Source organism: Streptomyces sp. NPDC059895 (assembly GCF_042731035.1).
In the GTDB taxonomy this organism is placed as follows: domain Bacteria; phylum Actinomycetota; class Actinomycetes; order Streptomycetales; family Streptomycetaceae; genus Streptomyces.
Window position 1 is genome coordinate 36,110 of the sequence record NZ_JBHWKO010000047.1, and the last position, 24,953, is coordinate 61,062.

Genomic DNA, 24,953 nt, shown 5'->3' on the forward strand with positions numbered 1-24,953 from the left:
AGGAGCACACCATGGCAGAAGAGTCGAAGCCGAGAGCCGGAGGTGCGCCGGTCGGCCGGCGGGCGATACTCGGCATGCTCGGCGCGGGCGCGGCGGGGCTGGCCGCCGCCCCGTATCTCCAACGCGGCTGGGAGGGCTTTCTGGCCTCCGCCTCCCAGCTGGATCCCACGGGTCTGACGGGGCTGCTGCCCGACCCGGGCGGCTTCCGCTACTACAGCGTCGTCGGCTCGGTGCCGCGCAAGGACGCCACGGACTACGCGCTGCGGGTGGGCGGGCTGGTGGAGCGGCCGAGGACCTACACGCTCGACGAGTTGCGCGCGATGCCGCAGACCCGGGTCGTCCACGACGTGGTGTGCACCGACGGCTGGCGCGTGGAGAAGACACCCTTCGACGGGGTGTGGCTGGCCGACCTGCTCGACGACGCCGGGGTGCGCTCCCCGGGCGCCGCGATCCGGTTCACCTGCTTCGACGGCACCTACAGCGAGAGCCTCACCCTGGAGCAGGCCCGCCGCTCGGACGTCCTGGTGGCCCTGAACATGCAGGACAGGCCCATCACCCACGCCCACGGCGGCCCCGTCCGGCTCTACGTGGCGCCCATGTACTTCTACAAGTCGGCCAAGTGGCTGTCCGGTATCTCGGTCACCGACAAGGTCGTCCCCGGCTACTGGGAGGAGCGCGGTTATGCGGTCGACGGCTGGCTCGACGACGCCGACCGGCACAGCGACGCGGCCTGAACCCGCCGACCGGGTCCGCCGGTTCACCACCGCCGAGCGCTGGGTCCACCGGACCACCGGCCATCTGATGCTGGTGAGCCTGGTCAGCGCCGCCTGTCTGTACCTCGGGCCGCTGGCCCGACTCGTCGGACGACGGCACCTGATGGTCGGCCTCCACGAGTGGTCCGGCATCTCGCTGCCCCTACCCTTCCTGCTCGGGCTGTTCTCGCCGGTCTTCCGCTACGTCAGCCGGAGCTGGGCGCGGCGCCACCACGCGCGGTGGCTGGGGGAGGAGCGCCCGGAAGCCGGGTCCGACCGGGCGACCGAGCTGTGACGACACACGTGTGCGTCTGTCGCCCATGGGAATCCCACACACCCCTTCCGTCACCGGTTTGGCTGGTGATACGGTCTGGATCAGTCTTCGGCGACGCCCTCAGCGGCGCATCCGCCGGTCTCACCCACCGCCCGTCTCCTCCGACGCGCACATGATGCCGCCACAGACGCGCGCACACCTATTTCTTCCTGGATGGGAAAAGCAATGAAGAGAGTCCTGACCGTTCTGGCAGCCGGTGTGCCGCTGGCCGCGGCGGTGTACCTGCCGACCGCCTCGGCACAGCCGCAGACCGCCTCCGTCACCACGCCCACGGCCTGTACCACCCCGGCCCCGAAGGCCCCCGCCGGTACCGAGGTGGAGTCGGTGACAGCCGTCCGCCAGGCGGGCGGCACCATCCACGGCACCGGCATCCTCGGCGGCGACGTCTCCGGCGTCCCGGCGTTCTGCCAGGTGACGGTCACCCTCACCCACCCGGGCGACGGCGACCACGCCAAGGTGCAGACCTGGCTGCCCCTGGAGAAGTGGAACGGCCGTTTCCAGGCGATCGGCGGCAGCGCCTACGGCGCCGGCGACAACGCAGTCGGCCTGGGCACCGCCGTCAAGAACGGCTACGCGGCGACCACCACGGACGCCGGTATCGGCGACGTCCTCGACACCGGCTGGGTGCTCGACGGCGGGGGCAAGGTGAACACCGCGCTGCTGAAGAACTTCGCCTCCCGCTCCCAGCACGAGGCCGCGGTCGTCGGCAAGGCGGTCGTGGACGGCGTCTACGGCAAGCGTGCGGCCTACTCCTACTTCACCGGCTGCTCCACCGGCGGACGCGAGGGCTACATGGAGGCCCAGCGGTACCCGGACGACTACGACGGCATCCTCGCGGACGCGCCCGCCATCAACTGGGACGAGTTCGAGGTCGCCACCCTGTGGCCGCAGGTGGTCATGAACAACGAGAAGACCTATCCGACCGCCTGCGAGCTGAACGCCTTCACCGACGCCGCCGTCAAGGCCTGCGACAAGCTCGACGGGGTCCAGGACGGTCTGGTCGACGACTCCTCCCGCTGCGACTACGACCCGCGTCGGCTGATCGGCACCAAGGTCGTCTGCGAGGGCGAGGAGCGGACCATCACGGCGGCCGACGCGGCCGTGGTCCGCAAGATCTGGGACGGCCCCCGCACCACCTCGGGCAAGAAGCTGTGGGCCGGCGTCCCGGTCGGTGCCGACCTGACCGGTCTGGCGGCCACCGAGGACGGCAAGGGCGCGCCCTTCCCCGTCCCCGCCCTGTGGGTCCAGCTCTTCTTGAAGAAGGACCCGTCCTTCGACCTCACGAAGATCACCTACAGCGACTTCACCCAGCTGTTCCGGCAGTCCCAGGCCGAGTACGACAAGGTCATCGGCACCGACGACCCCGATCTGTCGGACTTCCGCAGGTCCGGCGGCAAGCTGATCACGTGGCAGGGTGACACCGACGAGTACATCCCCGCCCAGGGCACCGTGCGGTACCGCGACCAGGTCCAGCGGAAGCTGGGCAGCGCCAAGAGGACCGACGACTTCTACCGTCTCTTCCTCGCCCCGAACACCCGCCACTGCGGGCTCAACGGCCAGGACGGCTCGACCGACGGACTTGCCGCACTGACCGACTGGGTCGAGCACGGCAAGGCGCCCAGGACGCTGCCCGCGACGCTGATCGACACCAACGGCGAGACGGTCACCCGTGACCTGTGCGCCTACCCCCAGGTCCTCCGCTACCAGGGCCACGGCGACACGTCCGTCGCCGCCGGCTTCCACTGCGTCTTCCCCTCCCGGCACTGACCGGGCCGGCGCCCACGCTGGCCGCCCTCGCGCTCGGCCTCGCCGGTGCCGGCGGCGGGGCACCGGTGCTCCATGTGTTCGGCGCCTGGGCCCTCATCTCGGGTGCCGCCCAGGGTGCTGGTCGGCCGGCGGCGCCGCGGTCCCGAGTTCGGCAAGCAGTGGCCGACCCTGATCTCGGGCGGCCTGTCCTCCCTTGTTGGCATCACGTACAACATCCAGGCCGCGGGCGAGAACCCCTCGCTCGACGTGCTGTCGGTGTACGCGACCGGCGGCGGCCTGTGGTTCATCCTCCAGGCCCTGCTGCTGGGCAGGAAGTCCCGCCGGCTGCGCACCCGGACCGTCTGACGGTCCCACCTCTGCCGCAACGTCCCGGCCCGCGCTGTCCGAGCGCGGGCCGGGACGTTCGTCGTGCGGGCGGGGGATGCCCGTGCGGGGGCCGTCAGCCGACGCGGTAGCGCACCGGAAGAGACAGCACACCACGGATGATGCCGGAGCCGATCCACTCCAACGAGTCGACCGGCACGGCGAGTTCGAGCTCGGACACGCGCGCGAGCAGGACCCGCAGGGCGATCGTCGCCTCCAGACGCGCGAGCGGGGCGCCCAGGCAGTAGTGGATGCCGTGCCCGAAGGCCAGATGCCGGGCGCCCGGCCGTGTGACGTCGAGCGCGACGGGGTCACCCGCCTCTGCCTGCGGGGCGTCACGGCCGGCCGCGCCGAGCGCTACGACGACCATGCCGCCCCGGGGGATCCGCACCCCGCCCAACTCGACGTCCTCGGCCGCGTAGCGGTTGGTGGAGCGCTCGACGGAGGTGTCATGGCGCAGGAACTCCTCCACCGCCCCCTCCGTCAGCTCGGGCCGCTCGCGCAACAGACCGAGCTGCGCGGGGTGTCGCAACAGTGACAGCAGAGCGTTGCCCAGCAGGTTCACCGTGCTCTCGTGACCGGCGACGACCAGCATCAGGGCCGTGCCCACCAACTCCTCCTCGGAGAGCCGGCCGTCCTCCTCGTCGCGTACGGCGACCAGCGCGGACAGCAGGTCCTCCCGGGGCGTGCGTCGCTTGTCCGCGATCAGGCCGGCCAGCATCCCGTGCAGGCCGGACAGCGCCGCGCGGTGTCCGGGCGAGGCCACCTGGAGGGCCTTGGCCGACCAGCGGCGGAAATCCACCTGCGCCTCCCGCGGGATGCCGAGGAGTTCGGCGATGACCGTGGCCGGCAGCGGCGCGTTGAAGGCCTCGACGAGGTCGGTCTCGCCCGTCGGCGGCAGCGCGTCGATCAGGTCATGGGCGATCTGCTCGATACGCGGTGCCAGTTCGCCCGTACGACGCGGGGTGAAGGCCGCCGAGGCCAGCCGCCGCAGCCGGGTGTGCTCGGGCGGGTCGGCCTCCATCATCTGCGCACCGAGCCCGGTCGAAGGTTTGTGCAGGTCGTAGCCGGCGTCGGCCAGCGCCTCGGCGGCGGGTGTGGCGTCCTTGAGCAGCGCGGGATGGGTCAGCGCCTCCCGGGCCAGGTCGTAGCCGACCACCACCCAGCCCTTCAGGCCGAGATGGAACTCCGCCGGGTGGATGGGCCCGAGCCCGCGCAGTTCGGCGTACCGGGAGGGGGCGTCGGCCTTGAAGGCGGCATCGATGACCACCCTGCCGTCTCGGTACGGGCACTGTTCGAAGGGGCGCATGACACATGTCTCCCGTTCCGGCGGTCAGGTCGTCACCTGGACAACGAGCCAGGTCCCGGGAAAGTTCAGCGCGTGGACCAGCGTGCGGACACACCGGAGGGGCACGCGCGGTGCGCGTGCCCCTCCGGCGGTGGGGAACTGCGGGGGACTCAGTTGTCGCTGTTGAAGAGGGTCAGCACGCGCAGCACCTCCAGGTAGATCCACACCAGGGTCGTGGTGAGACCGAACGCGGCGAGCCAGGCCTCCTCGCGGGGCGCGCCGTAGGCGACCGCGTCCTCGACCTGTTTGAAGTCCAGCGCGAGGAAGGCCGCGCCGAGGAGGATGCCGACGATCCCGAAGGCGATGCCGAGGCCGCCGCTGTGGAAGCCGAGGCCGTTGCCCGCGCCGAAGGCGGCGAACAGGCTGTCGGCGACCAGGAGCAGGAGGAAGCCGGTCGCCGCGGCCCCGACGAACCCGGCGAACCGCCGGTCGACCCGGATCCAGCGCCTGCGGTACGCGAGGAGCACACCGGCGAAGGCCGCGAAGGTGCCGAGCACCGCCTGGACCACCACACCGGGCGAGACATAGGTCGAGACCGTGCTGGAGAGCACCCCGAGGACGACACCCTCGAACGCCGCGTAGCCGAGGATCAGTGCCGGGGACGGCGTCCGCCGGAACGTTTGGACCAGCGACAGGACGAAGGCGACGAGGGCCGCGCCCACGGCGAGACCGTAGGACCTGCCGAGGTTCGCCCCGTCGACCGGCAGCAGCAGCCAGGACAGTACGGCGGTCAGGACCACGGTGCCGAGGGCCGTGCCGGTACGGACGATGACGTCGTCCATCGTGACGGCGTTCGCGCCGGTCCACGCGGACGGGTCGGCCCCGGGGGCGTAGGGGTTGGCCTGGTAGCCGTCCGTCGAGCGGTGGTCGTCCGTCTGCCGCCCGCCGAGCGTGGCGCCCACCGGCCGGGGTGTGCGGGCGTCGGCCCGGGCCGTGGCACGGGCGGCGCCCCAGCGGGAAAAGACCGGGTTGCTGGTCCTCACGTCATTCCTCCTCGTCCGCCGCACGCGCGCGGCCTGCGGCACAGCGTTGGTCGTCGGGGTGCCCGGGCGGCATACGTGTGTCCGTGGCCATGCGTCGGGCCGACGACGGCAACCCTGTTCGTCACCACTCTGACAGGTGACGCCGTGAGGGGCAAGTCATCCCTCGACAGCCCCCGGACGGTCACCCGGCGGGTGCCTCCGGGCCGCTGAGCAGGTCCCGCAAAAAACCGTCCCAGTTCAGACCGGCGGTCTCCGCCTCGGCCGAGGTGATCCGGTAGGTCGCCTCCAGCCACTCGGCGAGCGGCGCGGTGGGCACCTCGAACAGGGCCTCCACCTCCCGCGATTCGAGAGGCAGCCACGACGAGGGCCGCTCCCCGGGCAGCGTCGGCCACATGCGGACGTCGCCGGTACCGCTCATCGTCGTCAGACCCAGATGAAGCAGCTCACGGCCGATGCCCCAGACCAGACTCGGCCCCCGCTCCGCCAGGAACTCCACCGTGATCACGGCGGGCGAGTCCGGGTCGAAGGTGAACTTCGCCCGCATCGGGAGACGGGTGAACTCATCCAGCATCTGGTCGAGTTCCAGGACCAGCGAAGGCACGAGCCCGGGCGCCGAACAGGCCCGCAGCGATGACTGATCGTGCTGCATGACAGGGTTCCCTTCCGTGGGACGAAGTCTGCGTGCACCACTCTTCGCCGGGAACCGGCGGCCCGCATCGGTCAGTTGACGCCGGATCGTGGACACCCGCCCCGGGCCGTGCGGGGAACGTGACGTAAGTCAGCTGTCAGACATGGCTGTCGCCGTACCCGACTGAGACACATGTGTGCGTGAAGCGGATGTGCGTCGGCCGGTGAGCCGCCGACAAGGTGTGAACCCGGCGCGGCTCCGATCCGTTGTCCGAGGGGGACGCCCGGCGCCCGGTCCAGGGGCGCCGGGTGCCTCGCGGCCGTCCCGACCTCCCCCGTCGGGACGGCCGGCCCCCCGCGCCCCCGCCCTGATGACCGGAGAGACCCATGACCACCGCCGACCCGACCGTGCTGAGGGCGGGGGAATTCCTGAGCCTCGGCTCCCTCGTCTCGCCCAACGGTGCCTACGCGCTGGAGCACCGCGGTGACGGCACGCTGGCGCTCCGCGACCGTTCCGGCGGCCGCGACGTATGGGCCGTCACCGTTTGGCAAGGGGAGCCCGGCCGGCTCGTCCCGCACCCCGACCAGGGGCGGCTGGTGCTGGAGGCCCGGTCCGGACTGCCGGTCTGGGTCTCGGGCCCCGTCGATCGCCGCGTGGTCGCCGCCTCGGTCACCGACCAGGGCCGAATGGTGCTGACGGACCCCGACGGCGGCCTGCGCTGGAGCCGCGATCCGCTCACCGAGGCCGATCCCGCCGCCCACCGGCCCGCGAGCGGCGACCGGTTGCTGCCCGGGCAGATCCTCACCGAGCCGCTGTTCTCCCCCGACGGCCGCTACCGTTTCAGCCACACCCCGGACGGCACCACCCGGCTCACCGCGCCTGAGAACGACCGGGAACGCGGGGTCTGGTCGCTCGACGCGCGGGCACCCGGGCCGCTCACCCTCGGCACCGACGGGATCCTGCGCTCCGGCACCGACTCCATGGTCCTGCTGCGCTGGACCGGCCGCTACCGGCTCGACCCCACGGGCTTCCTGGTGGCCGCGGTGGTGGTGCGCGATCAAGGGGACATCGTGGTCCTCGACGACAACGGCGACGAACTCTGCGACAGCCGGACCGCCCCGGAGGAGGCCCGGCTCGCCGGACTCCGGCGAGCGGAGGAGCGGCGGGCGGCCAGGGAGGCGGCCAGACCCAAACGGCCGGCAGGCAGCGGCCTTCCCCGCGACTGGTTCGACCTGCTGGACCTGTCCGGCCCCTGCACGCTCACGCTGGTGGAAACCTTGCCGCCGAGGAGGTGCTGCGACGCCTCGGCGCCGGACCCGGCACGATTGACGTACGCGGAACTGGTGGCCGCGGCGTTCTCCCGATCGCGCACCGACCCGCCCGAGTGCGCGCCGGCGGCGCGGGTCGGCGACCGGGTGGTGGTCGTCGAACCGTGCGGGCTCGAGGGTGTCGAGCGGGCCGCCAAGTTGTCGCGGGGCGGCGGCGCGATCGTCCGGCACCTCGACTTCGACGGCTGGGAGTCCCTCACCTGGTACCAGGACGGGACGCTGCTCGCGACGTACGGCGAGGACGACGTCACCCGGCTCGAACGCGGCAAGGCGGCGCCGAAGGGCACGCGGCGGGCGGGGTTCGCGCCGTTCATGGAGCGGATCGGCCTGGGCGTGTACCGGACCGAGGAGGAGGACGGCGAGTTCCTGCCGCCGACGGTCGAACTCGCCTGTCTGGCGGCGGGCGTCCGGCTCCGCCGCGAGGACTTCGAGGGTGCTCATCCTGCAGCGGTGTTCGGTAGGGGGTGAGGGGGGTGAATGGTGAGGGGTCTGAGCGGAGTCTTCCCCCATCCGTACGGCACTGCGCCGGCTGCTCATCACCATGGTCACGGCCGACCTGGCGGACCCCGAACGCGGCTGTCTGTTGGTCGGCGCGACCACCGAACGCGCGGCCCACGACGGCAGGGTGACCCAGGTGCGTACGACGATGACCGCCGCCGAGTCGGTGCTGACGGAGGCGCCGCGGCCGGCCAAGGACAGGGGGAACTGGGCAGTGAACACAGTCCGGTGGAGTCCGCCCGGTTCCTCACCACGATCAGCCAGGGCATCCATGTCATGGGCCGGGCCCGCGCCGACCGGGCGTTCCTGGAGTCGGCCGTCACCCGCGCCCTGAAGGCGCTGGACTGGAACACGCGCCCTCAAAGTAACCGCCTTGACGGGTGACGCGGAGTCGTGGGAGGGTTCCGTCACCGCTCAGAACAGTTACTTTTTTTGGTGAGGACATCCCATGGCAGTCGTTCGCTTCCACCTCGTCTCCCGGCTCAGCCCCAAGGACGTCCTGGGGGTGCTGACCGACTTCGGTCCCTCCCGTGCCGAGTCCTGGCCCACCATCGACGCCGACCACTTCGAGGTCCACGACCTCGGCGACACCTGGGCCGAGGTCACCGAGGGCACCGCCGCCGCCTGGGAGCGGGCGCGCTACCAGTGGGAGCCGGCCGGGGACAAGGTCACCATCACCACGCTCGACTCCAAGGTGTTCGGTCCCGGCGGTGGCTGGGTCTTCCGGATGACCCCCGAGGGCGACGGCACCCGCGTCGACGTCGAACTCACGCGGGAGCCGACCACGTTCAAGCGCAAGATGCTCGCCTCGCTGCTCCCCCTGGTCGCCCCGGGTTCCCTGCGCAAGTCGTTCGCGGGACCCCTGCAGGCCGAGTGACATGGCCGCGGCGCACCGCCTGTCACTTGGTGAGGTGGGCGGTGAAGTAGTCGGCGAGCTTGTCGACGGCCGGGTCGATGTACTCGCGCCTGTCGTAGAGGTCGACGTGGCTGGCGCCGGGAATGCGAGCGACGAACCGGCGGCCGTCGCCCTGCCCTTCCACCGGATCTGGAAGGTGGCCCTCACTTCCGCCGGGCCCGCGCCTCCATCTCCCGCACCTCCGTCTCCCGCGCCCGGGGCCTCGGACAGCGACCCCGCGAAGCTGCGCCGCGATCTCGGACCCTTGTGGGAACAGCACCGCCGCGCCGCCACGGACGTCGTGGCGCCCCTGTTCAGAGCGGCTCAACGGGAGCAGTCCGAGGCGACCGTCGCCGAACTGGTCGCGGTGCACGTCTACATGACGGCGGTGGACGACGTGGTCACGCGCCTCCGGTTGCTGTTGACGGACTCCCCCGCGCGCAGGGTGAAGGAGGAGGTGAAGACCTGGGTGGTCCACTGGGGACTGGGCTGGGGGGCGGGCTGGGCGGCCGCGCTCTGGGCGAGGTCGGTCGTCTTCGCCGGGTTCTTGGCCGGGGTGTCGTCCGTGGTGGTGCTGTTCTCGTCCGTCGCAGTGGGCTTCGTCGTGGTGTCGGTGTCGGTGTCGGTGTCGGTATCGGCGTCGGTGTCGGGCTTCGCGGTGGACTGCGCGCCGGCGCTGGTGGTGGCCGGGGCGGCGGTGCGGGTCGCCACCGTGTCCGCGGCCTTCGCCGGGGCCTCGTCGGCTGCCGTGTCCGTGGATTCGGCGGGCTCGGCCGACTTGGTGGGCGCGGCGGGCGTGGCGGCTCTGGTGCGCCCGGCCGTGGCGGCGGGGGGCTGGGCTCGGCCGAACCGCCCTCCTTCACGGGCGCGTTCTCGGCGGACCCGGTGTCCGCCGGGGTATGCGGCGTGTCCTTGGCCGCCGCGGACCGTGCCGCCGCGGTCTCCGTCCCATCAGAGGCGGGCGTGGAGGCGGCGGTATGGTCCGCGGCCAACACCCCGGGCACGACCGGCGCGTCCGTCTTCCGGTCGGTTCCGGAGGCGGAGGCGTCCCCCGACCCGTGCCAGGCGCCCGTGTCGGGGTCCAGCAGGTTGTCGGCGGTGGGGACCTGGCCGTCCGCGGCCGGTTGCCGCGCCTCCAACTGCCGGGCGTACGCGTCCGGATGCGCGGCGGTGCCGCCGCCCTCCACCGCCACCGGCTCTCCCTTGCCGAGACCCTCGTAGGTCGTCGTGTGGTCCTTGGCGTGGGACGTCAGGAAAGGAGTGCCCGCGACCACGGCCCCGGCTACGGCGGCCGCGACCGGAACGGCCGTCCGGAGTTCTTCGGCGCCGACGGTCCACCGCCCGGACGCCGCGAGGAAGGTCCGGCCGGGGCCGCCGCACTCTCGGCACCCGCGGTCGCGGACTCCGCGCCGGAGCGGTCCGCGCCCCCCGGACACCAGGCGGCCGGGTCGGGCTCCTAAGCACCTCCGGTGTGGTGATCAGCGAGCAGGGGCGCGCCGCTGTGCGCAACTGCCGTATCCGGGACGCGCGCGGCAACGGCGTGCTGGCCAACGGCCAGTCCCGCGGGGTCCTGGAGGACTGCGAGATCACCGCGGCGGAGAAGCCGGGCCTCGCTCTCGAAGGCGGCACGGCGCTGTGGGTGGTGCGCACGACGCTGCACGAGTGCTCGGTCGGTGTCCATCTCGCCAGCTCCGCCCGGACCGAGCTGTCCCATGTGCGGGTGCGCGGCGCGAGCAGCCACGGCTTTGTCGTCGCGGACCGGTCCGACCCGCAGCTGTCCTCCTGCGAGACCTCCGGCACCCGCGGCAGCGGGCTCTATGTCACCGGGCGCTCCCGCGGCTACTTCGTGAACTGCGCGTTCGACGCCGCCGAGGAGGCCGGGGTGTTCGTCGACGACTCCAGCACCCCCTCCTTCTCCGGCACCCGGGTGACCGACAGCAAGGGCGTGGGCGTCCGGCTGGAGCGCGAATCGGTCACGGAGTTCGCGACCAGTTGGACGTCGTACGCGCGGGGGCGAACGGTGTGTCGCTCGGCACGGGGGCCAATCCGCTGCTGCGCCGGGCGCGGGTCACGGAGGCGCGCGGGGTGGGCATCCTGGTCGCCGGGAACGGCCGGGGCCGGTTCGAGGACTGCGAGGTCGGCGACTGCGCGGGGCACGCCCTGCGCGTCGAGGGCGGAGGCAACCCCCATGTCGGGACGTCCGCGCTGCGCGGCGCGGGCCGGTCCGGGGTCTGCGTCGGCGGCGACGGACGGGTCACACTGCGGGACTGCGAGATCTCCGGCTGCTCCGCCTCCGGGGCCGCCGTGGAACAGGACGGCGATCTGACCCTGATCCGCACCCGGGTGCTGGGCAGCGGTGGCCACGGCGCCCTGATCGGCACCGGTGGCCGCTCGGTCCTGAAGGCGTCCGAGTTCAGCGGCAACGCCGGGGACGGCATCCGGATCGACACCGACCGCCCCGTCGAGGTCACCGACTGCACGGTGCGGTCCAACCGGGGAGCCGGCCTCAAGCGGCCCCGTCCCGCGTCGACTTCACCCTCTCCCATCTCACCAGCGTCGACAACAAGTCCCCCGACGAGGGCACCGACCCGGCCGCCGATCCGGCCGCCCCCGGCGACGGCACGGCGGACAGCGGCGGCGGCAAGGAGACCGGTCCGCCGGAGAACGCGCTGGTCGCGGAGTTGGACGCGCTCATCGGTCTCACCAACGTCAAAGAGCAGGTCAACATGCTCGTCAGCCTGGGCAAGCTCGCCCAGCGGCGGGCCCGACTGGGCATACCGGCCCCGCCGATGAGCCGGCACCTGGTCTTCGCGGGCCCGCCCGGCACCGGCAAGACCACCGTGGCCCGCCTCTACGGCGGCATCCTCGCGAGCCTGGGCATGCTGTCCTCGGGGCACATCGTCGAGGTGTCGCGGGCCGACCTGGTCGCCCAGGTGATCGGCGGCACCGCGATCAAGACCACCGAGGTGTTCGAACAGGCCCTGAGCGGCGTCCTGTTCATCGACGAGGCGTACACCCTGCTCTCCGACAGCAAGGGCTCCGGCGCCGACTTCGGTCAGGAGGCCATCGACACCCTGGTGAAGCTGATGGAGGACCGCCGCGACGAGGTGGCCGTGATCGTCGCGGGCTACTCCGCGGAGAGGGACCGCTTCCTCGCCTCCAACCCCGGGTTGGCCTCGCGCTTCTCCCGGCACGTCACCTTCGAGGACTACTCCACCGACGAACTGCTGTCGATCACGGAGAAGCAGGCGGCGACCGCGGGATACGTGTGCGCGCCCGCGACGGTGGCGGCGCTGCGTGCCCACATCGACGCCCTGCCCCGCACCCGGTCCTTCGGCAACGCGCGGCTGGCCCGCCAGATCCTGGAGACCATGATGACCCGTCAGGCGGGCCGGCTGTCCGCCCTGGCCACCCCGGACCTGGAGGTGCTCACCACACTCCTGCCGGACGACCTGCCGCAGGCGGCGCTCGCCGTGCCGCCGGGCGCGGTGGCGTGACGGCGGCGAACGGTGCGTGCCGCTCGCCGGTACTCACCGGGCACCGGCGAGCGGTACGTCAGTCCCGGTCCTCCCGGCGCAGCGCGTCCCGCAGCGCCACCCGTGAGGCGATGCCCAGCTTCGGATAGATCTGGTAGAGGTGCGCGCCGACGGTCCGGTGCGAGATGAACAGGCGCTCGGCGATCTGCTTGTTCGTCAGCCCGGACGCGGCGAGCTCCGCGATCTCGCGTTCCTGCGCGGTCAGGGCCGGCCCGGTCCCGCCGTCCGGGTGCGGCATGCTCCGTCCGGCTGCCCGCAGTTCCTTGCGCGCGCGTTCCGCCCAGGCCACGGATTCCAGCCGCTCGAACGCCTTCAGCGCGGCGGTCAGCGGGATCTTCGACTCCGACAACGCCCGTGAGCGGCGCAGCCGTTCGCCGTACGCGAGCCGCACCCGCGCCAGTTCGAACGGCCACCGCTCCGCGTCCCGGGTGGCCAGCGCCTTCTCGAACAGCCGGACCGCGTCCGCGTCGTCGTCCGCCACCAGAGCCTCGGCGCAGCCGGCCAGCAGTTCGAGGCGGGGTGAGAGTCCGGCGACGTTCGTCTCGCGCAGCGCCCGCACATGCGCGGTCGCCTGGGCCCGCCGTCCCGTGCGCACCGCGGCCTCCACCAGATCGAAGAACACCCACGAGGCGTGCGCGACGTACGGCGGGAAGCTGCCCGCGGGGCTGATGGAGGTGACGCGCCCGTACGCCGCGTCGAAGTCGCCGTCGGCGATGTCGGCGAGGGCGTGGACGTGCTGCGCGCAGTGGACGGCCTCCCGGATGCCGCGCGGTGACGCCCAGTTGATCATCGCGTCGGCGAGCGCGTGCGCGGTTACGGTGTCTCCGCGGGAGGCCGTCACCATCCCCTTGGTGTACTGGGAGAACCAGGTGCAGACGGTGTAGCCGGACCTCGCGCAGAGCGTCAGCCCCTCCTCCGACAGCTCCAGGACCTCGGCCCAGCGGCCCCGGTGGTAGCCGTCCAGGCACAGATGCAGCAGCGCGCCGATGTGCCGGCGCACCGGGCCGCCCTCACGGCCCTGCCGCACCAGCCGCCAGGCCGCCTCGCGCACCGCCGCCAGCCGGTCCGGGTAGAGCGCGGCGGTGCCCACCCGGACGATGCGCGCCGGGTCGGTCTCCTTCAGGGCGCCGTCGATGAACTCGTCGAGTTCCCGGAGCGTCGCCGCGTCCGCGTGCGCCGGGTCGCCCCAGGTGCGGGCGGCGACCAGCAGCAGCGGCGGGGGCGCGGGACGCAGCCGGGCGACGGCCCGGTAGTAGGGCTCCCACAGCTTCTCGTCGGCCCCGTAGTTGCAGAGCAGGAGCAGGAAGTGCAGGGCGTCGACGAGCCCGGGGTCCTCGGCGTCGTAGCCGTGGTCGCCCTCCTCGATGGCACCGACCAGGAGGCGATGGGCGGTGACCAGGTCGCCGTCGCTGTTCAGCACGAGCTGTACGGCGGCGTTCGCGGAGGTGCGGGAGGTGCCGTGGGCGGGATCCGCCCGCGAGGCGTCCTCCAGCAGCTCCGACGCGCTGTGCAGGGCGCCGATCGCCTCCGCGCCCACGTAGGCGGCCTCCGACAGGCGGCGGGCGCGGTCGGTGCCCCGCGGGCTGAGGTCGGCCGCGCGGGTGAGCGCCGCGATCGCGGCCACGGCGTCCCCGCGGTCCAGGATGCGCCGGGCCGCGCGTTCCAGCAGGAGGGCCACCTCCTCGTCGGGCTGGAGGGTGGCCTCGCCCAGATGCCAGGCGCGCTGTTCCGGCTGGTCGACGAGAACCCGCGCCAGCGCGCGGTGGGCGGCGCGCCGGGCGCTGCTGGTGGCCGCGTCGACCACCGCCGACATGATCAGCGGGTGCCGGAACACCAGCCGGCGCGGGGACTGCGTCACCCGGATGAGCCCGTCCGCCTCGGCGGTGTCCAGGTCGCGCAGGTCCGGTTCGCCGTCCGTCTCCCGTGCGGCCGCCGACAGCACACCGAGGTCGCCGCTGCCGTCGAGGGTGGCGAGCAGCAGCAGGGTGCGGGTCGGGGCGGGCAGGGAGCGGACGCGGGAGACGAAGAGGGACCGGAGACGTTCGCCGAGCGGCAGGACCGGCGGCAGGACCTCCCGGGCCCGGCGCTGGTCCGCGCGCAGCGCGCCGGGGAGTTCGAGGAGGGCCAGCGGGTTGCCCTGCGCGGTGTCCAGAAGGCGCTGCCGCACCGGGTGCGCGAGGTCGGGGAAGCGGAGGTCGACCAGCCGGGCGGCGGAGTCGCGGTCCAGGGCGGGCAGTTCGTACGCCGTGAGCCCGGCGCCGTCGAAGAAGCTGTCCACGCCGGTGCGGGAGGCGGCGAGGAACCGGATGCGCTCGCCGGAGATCCGGCGCGCGAGGAAGCCGAAGACGCCGGCGCTCGCCCGGTCCACCCAGGGCAGGTCGTCCACGATCAGCAGGACGGGACCGTCCTCGGCCGCCGACCGCAGCAGGGCCAGCGTGGCGTTGCAGACGACCAGCCGTTCGGGCGGCGGGCCGGCACCGAAGCCAAGGGCGACCGTCATGGCCTCCCGGCCCGGGGTGCCGAGCCGGTCGAGCGCGCCGTGCAGGGGCAGCAGGATCTGGTTCAGCGCCGAGTAGCCGATGTCCGCCTCGAACTCGGCACCGGCCGCGCGCAGCACCCGCGTGCCGTTGTGCGCGGCGGCCGTGGCCACGGCGTCGAGCACCGTGGACTTGCCGACTCCGGGGTCCCCGGACAGCAGCAGGGCACCCCCGGTGTGGCGTTCGAACACACCGAGGATGTGCTCCAGGTCGTGCTCGCGCCCCACCAGGCGGTTGGCGTCCGCGGCGCGCGGCGGATCGGCGAACACCACGGGCGACACCCTTTCCCCCGAAAACGCTCATTGTAGGAGCGTGCGGGTCCGCGCAGGTCACGGGAGCTGCCGTAGCCGCCGGGTGCTCAGGACACCCAAGGTCTCAGGCCACTCAGGGCCTCAAGACATTCAGGGCCTCAAGACATTCAGGGCCTCACGACGTGGACCATTTCTGGTTCTCCCCGCCGGAGCAGGACCACAGCTGGAGTCTGGTGCCGTTCGCCGTGCCGTTGTCGCGAACGTCCCCGCACTTGTCGCTGAAGCTGTTGGCGAGGTCGTTGCGAACGTTCAGCACGAAACGCTGGGCCGGGCTGCCGTCGCAGGAGGCGAGTTCGAGGTCCGTGCCGTCGGCGGTCGAGCCGCCCGCGAGCTGTACGCACATGCCCAGGGAGCGCATGGTCCCGTCGGTGAACGTCCAGTGCTGCGAGGCGGACTGGTTGCAGTCTGAGATCATCAGCTTCGCGCCCTGCACGGCCTTGCCGCCCACGACGTCGACGCAGCGCCGCGAGGCGTGACTGTAGACGCCGACACCCGGTACGGAGGCCGCCGCGCTCGTCTTCGTCTCGGCCTTCGCCTTCGGTGAGGCGGTCGTGTCCTTGCCCGGGGACGCGGAAGCGCTGGTCGACGCGTCGGCCGTGGACGAGGCGGACGCGGTGGGCTTCTCGGAGCCGTCGGGCTTCTTCCCGGCGTCGGCGCCCGACGTCTGTGCCGAGGGGGTCGACCCTTCGCCGAGCCCGTCGAAGGTGTCGGCGTCGAAGTCAACGGAGCCGGAGGACCCGGCGCGCTCGTCACCGTCGTCACCGCCGACCAGGCCCAGCGTGAGCACCGCGCTGCCCACCGCCAGCAGCCCCACGGCGCACACCACGCCGAGCGCGCCGCGCAGTCCCTCGCGCCGGGCCTTGGCGCCCTTGCCGGGGGTGGCGGCCGGGGCGGCGGGCACCGGCGGTTCGAGGCGGTCCGGGTGCCGGTCCCGGTGGGGTCCGCCGGTTCCCCGCGCGCCGAGCGAGGAGATCTGGGAGAGCCGCGGTACGGAGGCGCCGCGCCCTGCCGCATCGGGCGAACGGTCCTCGGTCCCGGGCACCGCCGGCGCCGGGTCCCCGGCCGTCGATCCGCCCTGTGCGGGTCCGGATCCGGGACTGACCTGCCTGGCGGTGCCCGGGACTCTCTTGGGGAGGTCCCCCGCGGACCGGGGCGTGGGTGGAGGGTTCATGGTGTCCTTTCCGGCGGAGCCGGGGCGTGCGTACGGGGAGTGCCGGGGTGGTGAACGGCCGGTCCCTGCGAGGTCCTGCCGTGCCACACGTACAGCGGATGCCGGTGTTCCGGTTCATCCCCGGGACGTGTGTCAGGTGATTCGTACCGGTCCGCGAGTGCGGGCTCAAATCGGCGCGTCGGACGGACCGTTGAAAATCGAGTTTATCCGCCGGGGCCCACGGTGATCACCATCGGGCGCCGCTCGCCGCGTCCCGCGCGGACGGCCCGGGCCTCCGTGTGACACCTGTTCACATGCGCACACATGTCATGAGAACCGCGGATCGCCCCAGGGCCGGTGCGGGGATCTCCTTCGCGTGAGCGATACACAAACCGTAGGGCTCCCCCTGTGGTCCCGCCGCGAGGCCGTTCGGCATGCTGGGACCATCTGCATCAACATCGTCGTCGTAGACGACGACCCCGGATTCCGCCGCATCGCCAGGGACGCCGCTGACGGCTCGGGGCCTGTGTGTCGTGGCGGAGTCCCAGGACGGCGCCTCGGCCCTGGCCGCGGTGCGGGCACATCGGCCGGGCTGACCACCTTCTCCTTCAGGAGGGAGCCGACCCCGCTCGGGGCGTCTTTCCTTGGCGGCCTCGACGAGGATGGCTCCGGGCGAGACCACGTTCGAGGTGACGCCGGTCCCCTTCAGGTCGCGGGCCAGGGAGACGGCGAGGTTGTGCCGCGCTGCCAGGGTCGCGTTGTACTGCGGGTGGGTGTTCATCGGGCTGGGAGGCTGGCCGGTGCATCCTCTGCCGCCGGGCCGGAAGGCCCCAGGGAGGAACTGTCCTGACTGCCCGCAGGCCGCCCCTGTCACGACTTCCACGCGGCCACCACGGATCAGTGACTGATCGACCGTTGGTGGGGCCGACCTGCCCGCCGCCGGGGTCGGTGTCGCCTGTGCCCCCGCAGGGCCCCGCGCCGGGTTCACGTGCGTCGGCCCGCGCCGGGCCGACGCACGGGGTGAGTCCCGTACGGTCCGCTACGCGTCCGTGTCCCGGGAAGCGGTGGTGCGCAGCACGAAGTCACGGACCGTGTCCGCGAACAGCTCGGGCTCCTCGATGTGCCCCATGTGCCCGCTGTTCTCCAGCACCAGCAGCTGCGAGTCGGGGATCAGCTCGTCCATCTCGTACGCCCAGCGGGGCCCGCAGATCACGTCATGGCGGCCCACCACCACCAGTGCCGGTACCTTCAGTCCCTTGAGCGCGGTCCGGTCGTCGATGACATCGGGCTCCAGGTTCTCGTCCAGGCCCGAGATGTACGTGGCCGTCACCGCGTCCCGGAGCGGGGCCAGTCGCTCCTCGTTGCCCCAGTAGTCGGCGAAGTAGGACGGCAGTACGCCGCGGGCGACCGCCACGGTCTGCTCGTCGCAGGAGATGTGGGACATCGCGCCGAACGCGGCCAGCACGTCGGGCAGTCCGGGATGGCCGGCGTGCTGTGCGGCGAAGGCCTCCACCATCCGGCCCGCCTCGGCGCCGTGCTCGGGCCCGGTGACGGGCGCGCCCTCGTACAGCACCACGCCCGCGAGCTGCTCCGCGCGGTGCAGGGCGTGATGGGCGGCGACGAACGCACCGTGCGAGTGCCCCAGCAGGTGCACCCGGGGGACGCCGAGCCGGTTGATCAGCGACTGGAGGAAGAGGCTGTAGCGCTCCCGGGTGTAGCCGTGCGGGTGCGAGGGCAGCCGGCTGTCCTCGGCGGTGCCGATGGGCTCGACGTAGACCATCGTCAGGTGCTCTTCGAGGGCGGGCATGCGCAGGTACTCCCAGTGGATGCCCGGCCCGCCGGAGTGCGCCAGACAGACCGGTCCGGTGCCGTGGACGTGATAGCGCTGGACGATTCCACCGATTGTGAAGGAGTGGGTGCCAGGGGAGAGGGGAGTGGTCATCGGGATCTCCATGAGGTCCGCAGGTGTCAGGAACACCGACAGGACGCTCCCGGAGCCGGGAAGTTCGATCGGGAGAGTGTGAACTGGATCACGCCGCGTCGGCGTTGGAGTCGGCGTTGGAGTCGGCGTTGGTGTCGGGGGTGGTGTCGGGGGTGGGCACGGTCCGCGGTGCGTGATAGAGCGAGACCCGGTCGAAGCGGCCGCCGTCGAGCGACATGATCCACGCGACACCGGGCGGACAGTGGTCCGGGTCGTCCGGCGGGCTGATCAGCTCCATCTCCCAGACCACCAGGGACCGCCCGGCCACCACGTGCACGGGCCGCTGGCGCACACCTGCCAACAGGTCGCTCTCCATCCCCGCCAGCAGAAGGCCCGCTCCGCCGAGCCGTTGCCCTCCGGTGAGCAGCGAGACGCCGGGGGAGTAGCGGTCCTTGACCACACGGTCGAACTCGCCGCGCTCGGCGGCTTCAAGGGTCGCGTGCGCCTCCAGCCAGCTGTTCTCGGTACGGCGCACCGCGTCCTCGTGTGCCGTGGCCGCAGTGGCGCCCAGGGACGCGGCGAGGACGACGCGGGCCTGGCTGAGGCGGCTGCGCACGGTACCGACCGGAATCGCGCAGGCGTCGGCGATCTGCTGGTACGAGGTGATGCCGGAGGAGAAGTAACGCAGGACCACCGGAAGCCGCAGCGCCGGTGACAGCGAGTCGACGGCATCCCAGATCCAGTTCCGCAGCGCGTGGCTCTGCAGGACCTGTTCAGGTGTCTCACCGTCCGGCGGCAGGGGCACCTCCTCCATGGGTTCGACCCGGCGCGCGCCCCGCAGCAGGGTCCGGCAGCCGTTGCGTACGACCATCCGCAGCCAAGGTCCGACGGCTTCCGGATCACGGACGTCCACGATCCGGCGCAGCGCCACCAGCGCCGCCTCCTGCAGGACGTCGTCGACGTCCGGACCGGGGCCCAGCACACTGAGCGCGACCGCGCGCATCCCGGGCCGGTGCCGTTCCAGGAGCAGGGCCAGGGCGGACACGTCGCCCGCCTGCGCGGCCAGGGTCAGCGCCGCGTCCTCCAGCGGACCGGCGTCCCCCGGTATCCCGCTCATACCTGTCCTCCCGGCGATGACACCTGTGCACGGTCGAGCGTAACCGAGCCGTCGTAGCCACGGTCGCCCTCATGTCGGGGAAGAGCACGAGGGCGACCGCTCCGTCCCGCGGCCGGGCCAGCCAGTCGACAGCCCGGCCGCAGGAGGTCTTCTCAGGGGCAACGGGAAGGGAACCACGGCAGGTTCACGCTTTCTGGCATGGCAATCGCGCACCGCGTCACCTCCCGCGGGTTCCTGCCCTTTTCTGCCCGTGGACCTCACGCCCGACTGTGGCAACATATGTGTGTGCAAGCGCGACACATATGTCGTAGTGGCGCTCCTCCGGAGGCTCTCCACGTCAGGATCGTCCGCACCCGCCGCTTCCTTCCCGCATCTCGCCCTGCCGCTCGGTGAGGACCCGGTGGCCGTGCTCGACGCCGCGGTGTGGGCCATGGCCGCGTGCGTGAGGGCCCAGCGGCAGGCGCTGTCGGAGCCCCTCGCGGACGTCCTCGCGAGTGATCCGGCCCGCACCGTGGTGCTGAAGAGCGTGGCCCTGGTCCGCCCGGGCCCCGACGGACTCGACGTGGGTACCGGAGTCGGCGCGCCGGCCCTGACGCCGGCGGAAAGCTTCGTACGGGCCCCGGTGGACGGCATCGACGTACTGGAGCGGGCGCTGGAGCTGGGGCGGGCCCAGCCGGCCGCCGCCGATCCGGACGTGGCCGCCCGGGCGTCGCCGCGCCTTCAGGACGCGGCGGACGCGTCGGAGCCCGGGGCCTATGAGCCGGTCCGGCTGCCGGCACCGTTCCTGTCGGAGGCGGCGCTGCGGGCCCGCCCTGCCCCGGCTCGCCGAGGCCCTGGCGCCGGGAGCGTGGCTGGTAGCGGGGACCACCCCCGACGCCGGTGACGCACTGCGGCGCTCCGCCGGCCGGTGGACGGCGGTGCGCGGCGGCGGCAACTCCTTCGACACGGCCCGCATGAAGGAGGAGCTCGAAGCGCTCGGACCGGGGGAGAGGAGTGTGTGTTCCCCACGGTTCCGGGCGGTCCCGTTCTCGTCGCGGCGCGGCGACCCGGATGAGGAGCCGGGTCCCGTGCTCAGTCGGGCTGTGCTCAGTCGGGCCGTGCTCAGTCGGACTGCGGCATGCGGTCCTGGAGCAGGTCCGCGGTCGCCGAGTCCCCGTCGATCTCGGCGAGTTCCTGACCGGCGGGCACCAGTTCGTAGGTGTGCTCCAGCCACTCCGCCAGCGGCCGCACGGGCAGTTCGAACAGGGCCGCCATGTCCCGGGAGGTCAGCTGGAGTCGCGCGGTGGTGCGGTCCTCCGGGTGCGTCGGCCAGATCCGGACGTCACCGAGGCCACTGACCGAGTACAGACCCTCGTGGAGGAGATCACGGCCGATCCGCCACAGCACGCAGGGGCCGCCCTCGACGAGGAACTCCACACACACGGTCAACGGGGACCGCGGATCGAACCGGAACTCCGCCCTGACAGCTTGCCTGGCGGCAACGTCCAGCACGCGCTCGATGTCCAGGACCAGCTCAAGGCTGTCGGACGGCCCCGTGCGGCGGGCCTGTACATCCGGTCGGTTGCCGCTCATGACGAGTGGATCCCTCTCTGTGGCGAAAGCTGGCCCGACCCACTCTGGCCGCCCCGGGAACGTCGCACATAAGTAACTTGACCGTCCGGCATCACCGACTTCGACGGTGCACGGGGCCGACCGGGTCCGGCGGACACCTGGCGGGCCGCCGACATCAAGTCATTCGACTGTCGCCCCTGACCTGCGGCTCGACGATCCTGAACGGGTCGCCCGCGTGCCCGCGCCGGGCTGATGGTCGTCATGCTCGGAGGGGCCCGCCGTGAACCGTACTCCCGTCGTCTTCATCCATGGCACGTGGCTGCACGCGCTGTCCTGGGAGTCGCGGGCGGAGCGCTTCGCCAGCCGGGGTTTCCTCGCCCTCACCCCGGGCTGGCCGGGGGAGGGGGCCGTCGTCCGGAAGCTGCGCGAGTCACCGGAGGCGTTCGGTGGCCTCGGTCTGGAAGCGCTGACCGAGCACTACGCGGGAATCGTCCGCTCGTTCGACGTCGCGCCGGTGATCGTCGGCCACTCGGTCGGCGGGCTCATCGCCCACCACCTCATCGGCGCCGACATCGGCCGGGCCGCCGTGGCCATCGCCCCCGCCCCTCTCGACGGCATCCCGCCGTACGAGTCCCCGCCCGCGCTCTGGACTCCCGGCCAGGATGAGCGCACCGGACACGTGGTGCCGCTCTCCCCGGAGCAGTTCCACAGGGTCTTCGCGAACACCGTCGAGGTGGAGGAGGCCGACCGCCTCCTCGAACGGTACGTGGTGCCCGCCCCCCGACGGCTCCTCGCCGATCTGGGCTGCGCGGGCACGGAGCGCAGCCCGTACGCCGTGGTGGACGTCGACAATGCGGACCGGGGCCCGCTGCTGCTGATCTCCGGACAGGAGGACCTGCTGGTCCCCGACTCCGCCACCCGCGCCGTGTACAAGGCCTACGGCGACTCCACCGCCGCGACGGACCTCAAGCAGTTCGCCGACCGCGCGCACTCCCTGGTCATCGACAGCGGGTGGCGGTTCGTCGCCGACTACGTCCTCGGCTGGCTCGACGATCACGGCGTCCGAGCCCTTCCCGCCGGCAACTGACCGGCCGCCCCAGGGTCCGCAGAGCCCGGGGCCGGGTCACACCGCCTGATCGCCGGCCAGTCTGCCGAGTGCGTCGCGCAGGGCGGCGCGTGAGGTGATGCCGAGCTTGGGGAACACCCGGTACAGGTGTGAGCTGACGGTGCGGGGTGAGAGGTGCATGCGCTCGCCGATCTCCTTGTTCGTCAGACCGCTTGCGGCGAGGTTCGCGGCCCGGCGCTCCTGCCAGGTCAGCGCCGCGAGGTGGGCCGAGGAGGAGAGCGGGACCGCACCCGTGGCCCGCAGTTCCGCCCGCGCCCGCTCGGCCCAGGCGGTGGCCCCCAGCCGCTCGAAGGTCTCCGCCGCCAGGGTCAGCGGCACGCGCGCTGCCTTCCTGCCTTGGGTGTGGGCAGTTCCCGGGCCCGTTCGATGTCACCCCGCAACGCCGCCACCAGACCCAGATAGGCCTGCGTGTGATAGGTGAACAGCGTGTGCCGGTGCTTGGTCGTCAGCTCCAGGCACCGCTCCCCGGTGCGCTCGGCCTCCGCCCACTCACCGACCGCGATCTGGTCGAGCATGATCAGATGCAGCATGGTCATGGCGTCGGCCAGGGCGCCCGTCTCCACCTCGCGGTCCACGGTGCGCTGCAGATGCGGCCGGTACTGACTGAGGGTGTCCACGTGATAAGCGGCGACGGACAGCCGGGTGATGTCCCACGGCTCCAGGTCGTGCAGGCCGACGAAGGTCCGCTCCACCCGCTCACGCACACCGGCACCGCGCCGCACCACGTCGCCCCAGGAGTCCTGGTAGATACGGGACTGGGGAGTCACCAGGTCGCCCAGCTCGTCGAAAAGCTTGTGCACCCGCTCCCACGCGACCTCGTCACTCGCGTACTGACTGATGGCCAGCAGCAGGTCGATCAGGCGCGTGAGCACCTCGTCCGGCTCCCGCACCCCGCGGTCGCGCAGCTTCTCGATCGCCGCGAAGACCTGCCGCTGCGAGGACCGCACGTCCCCGTCCTCGAAGAGAGCGACGTAGCCCGAGGTGATCACCGAGGCCGGGGAGTCGTCGGAACCGGACCCGCCGCCCGAGCGGATCAGCCGCCGGGCCTGGTCCAGCTGGCCGGAGTGCCCGGCGATGTACGCCGCGCTGCCCAGCCGCCGGGACCGCTCCGCGTGACTCTCGCTCAGCTCCGCCGCCCGGATCAGCCAGGCCACGGCCGCCACCGCCCCGCCCCGCACCGTGGCGGAGTCCGCGGCGGCCTCCAGCACGGCCGCGACGTCGTCGTCCGGGTCGACCGTCGAGGCGGCCAGATGCGTGGCCCGCCGCTCCAGGTCGTCCCGGTGCACCCGCGCCAGCACGGCGTGCGCCGCACGGCGCTCGTTGGGGGTCGCCGTCTGCACGACGGTCGAACGCACGAGGGGATGCCGGAACACGAAGTCGCCGGTGAGGGGGTCGATGTCCAGCAGACCGCAGTCCGCGGCCTCGGCGGCCTCCGTCATGCGGTAGCGCGAACCGCGCACATGGCCCGCCGCGGCACCCGCCCCGACCCCGTCCAGGGCACCGCGCAGCAGTTCCGCGCGGACGGTGTCGCCGAGGGCCTCGATCCGGGCGCCGTACACCTGCTGAAGCCGCTGGGGGAGCGGGATGCCGGTGTACCCGAGCAGTTCCTCGGGGGTACGCCCGGCCCGGTCGGCGCGTACGTACGGGGGCAGCTCCAGCAGGGCCAGCGGGTTGCCCTGGGCCTCGTCCAGGACCAGTCGGCGGATGTGGGGGTCCAGCTCCGGGTGGCGGCTGTCCAGCAGTTGCTCGGAGGCCTCCTCCGAGAGCGTGGCCACCGGCAGTTAGGGCAGCGCGGCGGTGTCGAAGCCCGAGGCCAGGTCGGAGCGCAGGACGACGACGAGCTTCACCGAGCTGCCGGTGAGCCGGCGCCCGACGAAACCGCACACCTCGGTGCTGGAGGCGTCCAGCCACTGACCGTCGTCCAGCACCAGCAGCAGCGGCATCTGGGACGCCGCGAGGGAGAGCAGGTCCAGGACGGCGATGCCCAGGGTCATGACGGACGGCGGCGCCCCCTGGCTCCTGCCGAAGACGACGTCGAAGACCCTGCGGTGCACCTCGTCCAGCCGGTCGATGGAGGACAGCAGCGGATAGAGGAACTGGTGCAGCCCGGCGAACGGCAGCTCCGACTCGGCTTCCACCCCGGCCGCCCGGATCACCCGGTGCTTCCCGGCCGCGGCGAGGCCGGCCACGTGCTCCAGCAGCGCGCTCTTGCCCACCCCCGTGTCGCCGCGCAGGACCAGGGCCCGGCCCTCGGTGTCCGCCACGAACGCCGACAGGACCTCCTGCTCGCGCTCCCGGCCGACCATCGCCCCCACGATCGACTCCACAGTCCCCCCACTCCCTTCACCGCTGAATCGGCCCGGTCCGCACGCTCCCCCACGGCCCCGCCGCCCGGATCGAGGGTGTGTGTCGCCGTACGTGGCAGTGCGGCCGACGCCCGTACGCCACTGTGCGGCCGACCGGGTGTGACAGAACGACGGCCGGTCACTCCCGTGACGTGCCCGTTGTCCCGCCCTCACACCTCGTCGAGCAGACTAAGTGCCCCTGGGGGTGTTCGTCACCTGGTATGGCCGAGAGGGCTCTTGCCGTACGGATCGCCCCCACACGACCGCCCCCGTCGCACGCCCCCGGGTACCTGTCGGCTACGCTCAAACGTATCCGGCAACACATGTACACGGACGCACACGCGGGGGCCTCGGGGTGCCCCGTCGGGGAGCTAGTAGGACTCCGTTAGGTTGCTCTGGCTCTTGGGTTCTGGCTGGTGGCGGAGGTTCTGGGCAGGGGGCGGTGGCAGGTGGTGCAGGTGCC

General features: G+C 72.5%; 19 protein-coding genes and 4 pseudogenes. 12 read left to right on the plus strand and 11 right to left on the minus strand.

All coding sequences use genetic code 11. From position 1 onward, the window contains the following. Positions 1 to 11 precede the first annotated feature (11 nt). The 4 genes and pseudogenes from ACFV9M_RS34705 to ACFV9M_RS34720 all read left to right on the plus strand — a co-directional run. A complete protein-coding gene (locus ACFV9M_RS34705) occupies positions 12 to 734 on the plus strand; it encodes a molybdopterin-dependent oxidoreductase (protein WP_385072137.1) in 723 nt (240 codons plus the stop codon). After that, positions 682 to 1,047, plus strand: coding sequence for a hypothetical protein (locus ACFV9M_RS34710; RefSeq protein WP_385072139.1), 366 nt, complete (start codon positions 682 to 684; stop codon positions 1,045 to 1,047). The genes ACFV9M_RS34705 and ACFV9M_RS34710 overlap by 53 nt, the downstream gene beginning before the upstream one ends. A gap of 204 nt (positions 1,048 to 1,251) precedes the next feature. Continuing rightward, on the plus strand, positions 1,252 to 2,853 hold the full coding sequence (locus ACFV9M_RS34715; protein WP_385072141.1) for a tannase/feruloyl esterase family alpha/beta hydrolase: 1,602 nt from the start codon (positions 1,252 to 1,254) through the stop codon (positions 2,851 to 2,853). 8 nt (positions 2,854 to 2,861) lie between these two features. Next, a pseudogene (locus ACFV9M_RS34720) lies at positions 2,862 to 3,198 on the plus strand (DUF308 domain-containing protein); the annotation flags it as partial. Positions 3,199 to 3,292: 94 nt separating this feature from the next. On the opposite strand, the gene ACFV9M_RS34725 reads toward ACFV9M_RS34720, so the two are convergent. The 3 genes from ACFV9M_RS34725 to ACFV9M_RS34735 form a co-directional block, all read right to left on the minus strand. Next, the gene (locus ACFV9M_RS34725) at positions 3,293 to 4,525 is read right to left on the minus strand and encodes a cytochrome P450 (RefSeq protein ID WP_385072144.1); all 1,233 of its coding nucleotides are present in this window, start codon (positions 4,523 to 4,525) and stop codon (positions 3,293 to 3,295) included. A 149-nt stretch (positions 4,526 to 4,674) separates the two neighbouring features. After that, positions 4,675 to 5,547: a Bax inhibitor-1/YccA family protein gene (locus tag ACFV9M_RS34730; protein ID WP_385072147.1), complete on the minus strand. Its 873-nt coding sequence runs from the start codon at positions 5,545 to 5,547 to the stop codon at positions 4,675 to 4,677. A 181-nt stretch (positions 5,548 to 5,728) separates the two neighbouring features. Beyond that, a complete protein-coding gene (locus ACFV9M_RS34735) occupies positions 5,729 to 6,196 on the minus strand; it encodes an SsgA family sporulation/cell division regulator (protein ID WP_385072150.1) in 468 nt (155 codons plus the stop codon). Positions 6,197 to 6,561: 365 nt separating this feature from the next. Here ACFV9M_RS34735 and ACFV9M_RS34740 point away from each other — a divergent pair, with 365 nt between their 5' ends. The 3 genes from ACFV9M_RS34740 to ACFV9M_RS34750 all read left to right on the plus strand — a co-directional run bounded on the left by ACFV9M_RS34740 (position 6,562) and on the right by ACFV9M_RS34750 (position 8,878). Then, a complete protein-coding gene (locus ACFV9M_RS34740; RefSeq protein ID WP_385072152.1) occupies positions 6,562 to 7,971 on the plus strand; it encodes a hypothetical protein in 1,410 nt (469 codons plus the stop codon). Positions 7,972 to 8,229: 258 nt separating this feature from the next. Continuing rightward, on the plus strand, positions 8,230 to 8,385 hold the full coding sequence (locus ACFV9M_RS34745; RefSeq protein ID WP_385072154.1) for a hypothetical protein: 156 nt from the start codon (positions 8,230 to 8,232) through the stop codon (positions 8,383 to 8,385). Positions 8,386 to 8,449: 64 nt separating this feature from the next. After that, a complete protein-coding gene (locus tag ACFV9M_RS34750) occupies positions 8,450 to 8,878 on the plus strand; it encodes a hypothetical protein (RefSeq protein WP_385072157.1) in 429 nt (142 codons plus the stop codon). Between the two features lie 22 nt (positions 8,879 to 8,900). On the opposite strand, the pseudogene ACFV9M_RS34755 reads toward ACFV9M_RS34750, so the two are convergent. Continuing rightward, positions 8,901 to 9,005: pseudogene (locus ACFV9M_RS34755) on the minus strand (alpha/beta hydrolase); the annotation flags it as partial. Positions 9,006 to 9,271: 266 nt separating this feature from the next. Next, positions 9,272 to 9,607 (minus strand): hypothetical protein, encoded by a 336-nt coding sequence (locus ACFV9M_RS34760; protein WP_385072160.1) that lies wholly within the window; start codon positions 9,605 to 9,607, stop codon positions 9,272 to 9,274. A 790-nt stretch (positions 9,608 to 10,397) separates the two neighbouring features. Between ACFV9M_RS34760 and ACFV9M_RS34765 the strand changes: the two are divergent. The 3 genes and pseudogenes from ACFV9M_RS34765 to ACFV9M_RS34775 all read left to right on the plus strand — a co-directional run. Beyond that, a pseudogene (locus ACFV9M_RS34765) lies at positions 10,398 to 10,760 on the plus strand (right-handed parallel beta-helix repeat-containing protein); the annotation flags it as partial. 221 nt (positions 10,761 to 10,981) lie between these two features. Continuing rightward, positions 10,982 to 11,689 carry a right-handed parallel beta-helix repeat-containing protein gene (locus tag ACFV9M_RS34770; protein WP_385072163.1) on the plus strand — a complete coding sequence of 236 codons (708 nt, stop codon included), beginning with the start codon at positions 10,982 to 10,984 and terminating at the stop codon, positions 11,687 to 11,689. Then, entirely contained in the window at positions 11,578 to 12,393 is an 816-nt protein-coding gene (locus ACFV9M_RS34775; RefSeq protein ID WP_385072165.1) for an AAA family ATPase, read from the plus strand. The genes ACFV9M_RS34770 and ACFV9M_RS34775 overlap by 112 nt, the downstream gene beginning before the upstream one ends. 58 nt (positions 12,394 to 12,451) lie before the next feature. Here ACFV9M_RS34775 and ACFV9M_RS34780 read toward each other — a convergent pair whose 3' ends face one another. From ACFV9M_RS34780 to ACFV9M_RS34795, 4 genes are all read right to left on the minus strand, one after another. Beyond that, a complete protein-coding gene (locus ACFV9M_RS34780) occupies positions 12,452 to 15,241 on the minus strand; it encodes an AAA family ATPase (protein ID WP_385072168.1) in 2,790 nt (929 codons plus the stop codon). A 154-nt stretch (positions 15,242 to 15,395) separates the two neighbouring features. Next, complete coding sequence (locus ACFV9M_RS34785) at positions 15,396 to 16,322, minus strand: ricin-type beta-trefoil lectin domain protein (RefSeq protein ID WP_385072170.1); 927 nt, start codon at positions 16,320 to 16,322, stop codon at positions 15,396 to 15,398. 1,147 nt (positions 16,323 to 17,469) lie between these two features. Next, entirely contained in the window at positions 17,470 to 18,372 is a 903-nt protein-coding gene (locus ACFV9M_RS34790) for an alpha/beta fold hydrolase (protein WP_385072173.1), read from the minus strand. Positions 18,373 to 18,460: 88 nt separating this feature from the next. Continuing rightward, the gene (locus tag ACFV9M_RS34795) at positions 18,461 to 19,468 is read right to left on the minus strand and encodes an RNA polymerase sigma factor (RefSeq protein ID WP_385072176.1); all 1,008 of its coding nucleotides are present in this window, start codon (positions 19,466 to 19,468) and stop codon (positions 18,461 to 18,463) included. Between the two features lie 310 nt (positions 19,469 to 19,778). Between ACFV9M_RS34795 and ACFV9M_RS34800 the strand changes: the two genes are divergently transcribed. Next, complete coding sequence (locus ACFV9M_RS34800; protein WP_385072177.1) at positions 19,779 to 20,351, plus strand: hypothetical protein; 573 nt, start codon at positions 19,779 to 19,781, stop codon at positions 20,349 to 20,351. A gap of 218 nt (positions 20,352 to 20,569) precedes the next feature. Here ACFV9M_RS34800 and ACFV9M_RS34805 read toward each other — a convergent pair whose 3' ends face one another. Then, entirely contained in the window at positions 20,570 to 21,040 is a 471-nt protein-coding gene (locus ACFV9M_RS34805; RefSeq protein ID WP_385072179.1) for an SsgA family sporulation/cell division regulator, read from the minus strand. Between the two features lie 259 nt (positions 21,041 to 21,299). Here ACFV9M_RS34805 and ACFV9M_RS34810 point away from each other — a divergent pair, with 259 nt between their 5' ends. Next, positions 21,300 to 22,106 (plus strand): alpha/beta hydrolase, encoded by an 807-nt coding sequence (locus tag ACFV9M_RS34810; protein ID WP_385072181.1) that lies wholly within the window; start codon positions 21,300 to 21,302, stop codon positions 22,104 to 22,106. Between the two features lie 36 nt (positions 22,107 to 22,142). Here ACFV9M_RS34810 and ACFV9M_RS34815 read toward each other — a convergent pair. Beyond that, positions 22,143 to 24,472 (minus strand): annotated as a pseudogene (locus tag ACFV9M_RS34815) (AAA family ATPase). Positions 24,473 to 24,953: the final 481 nt, after the last annotated feature.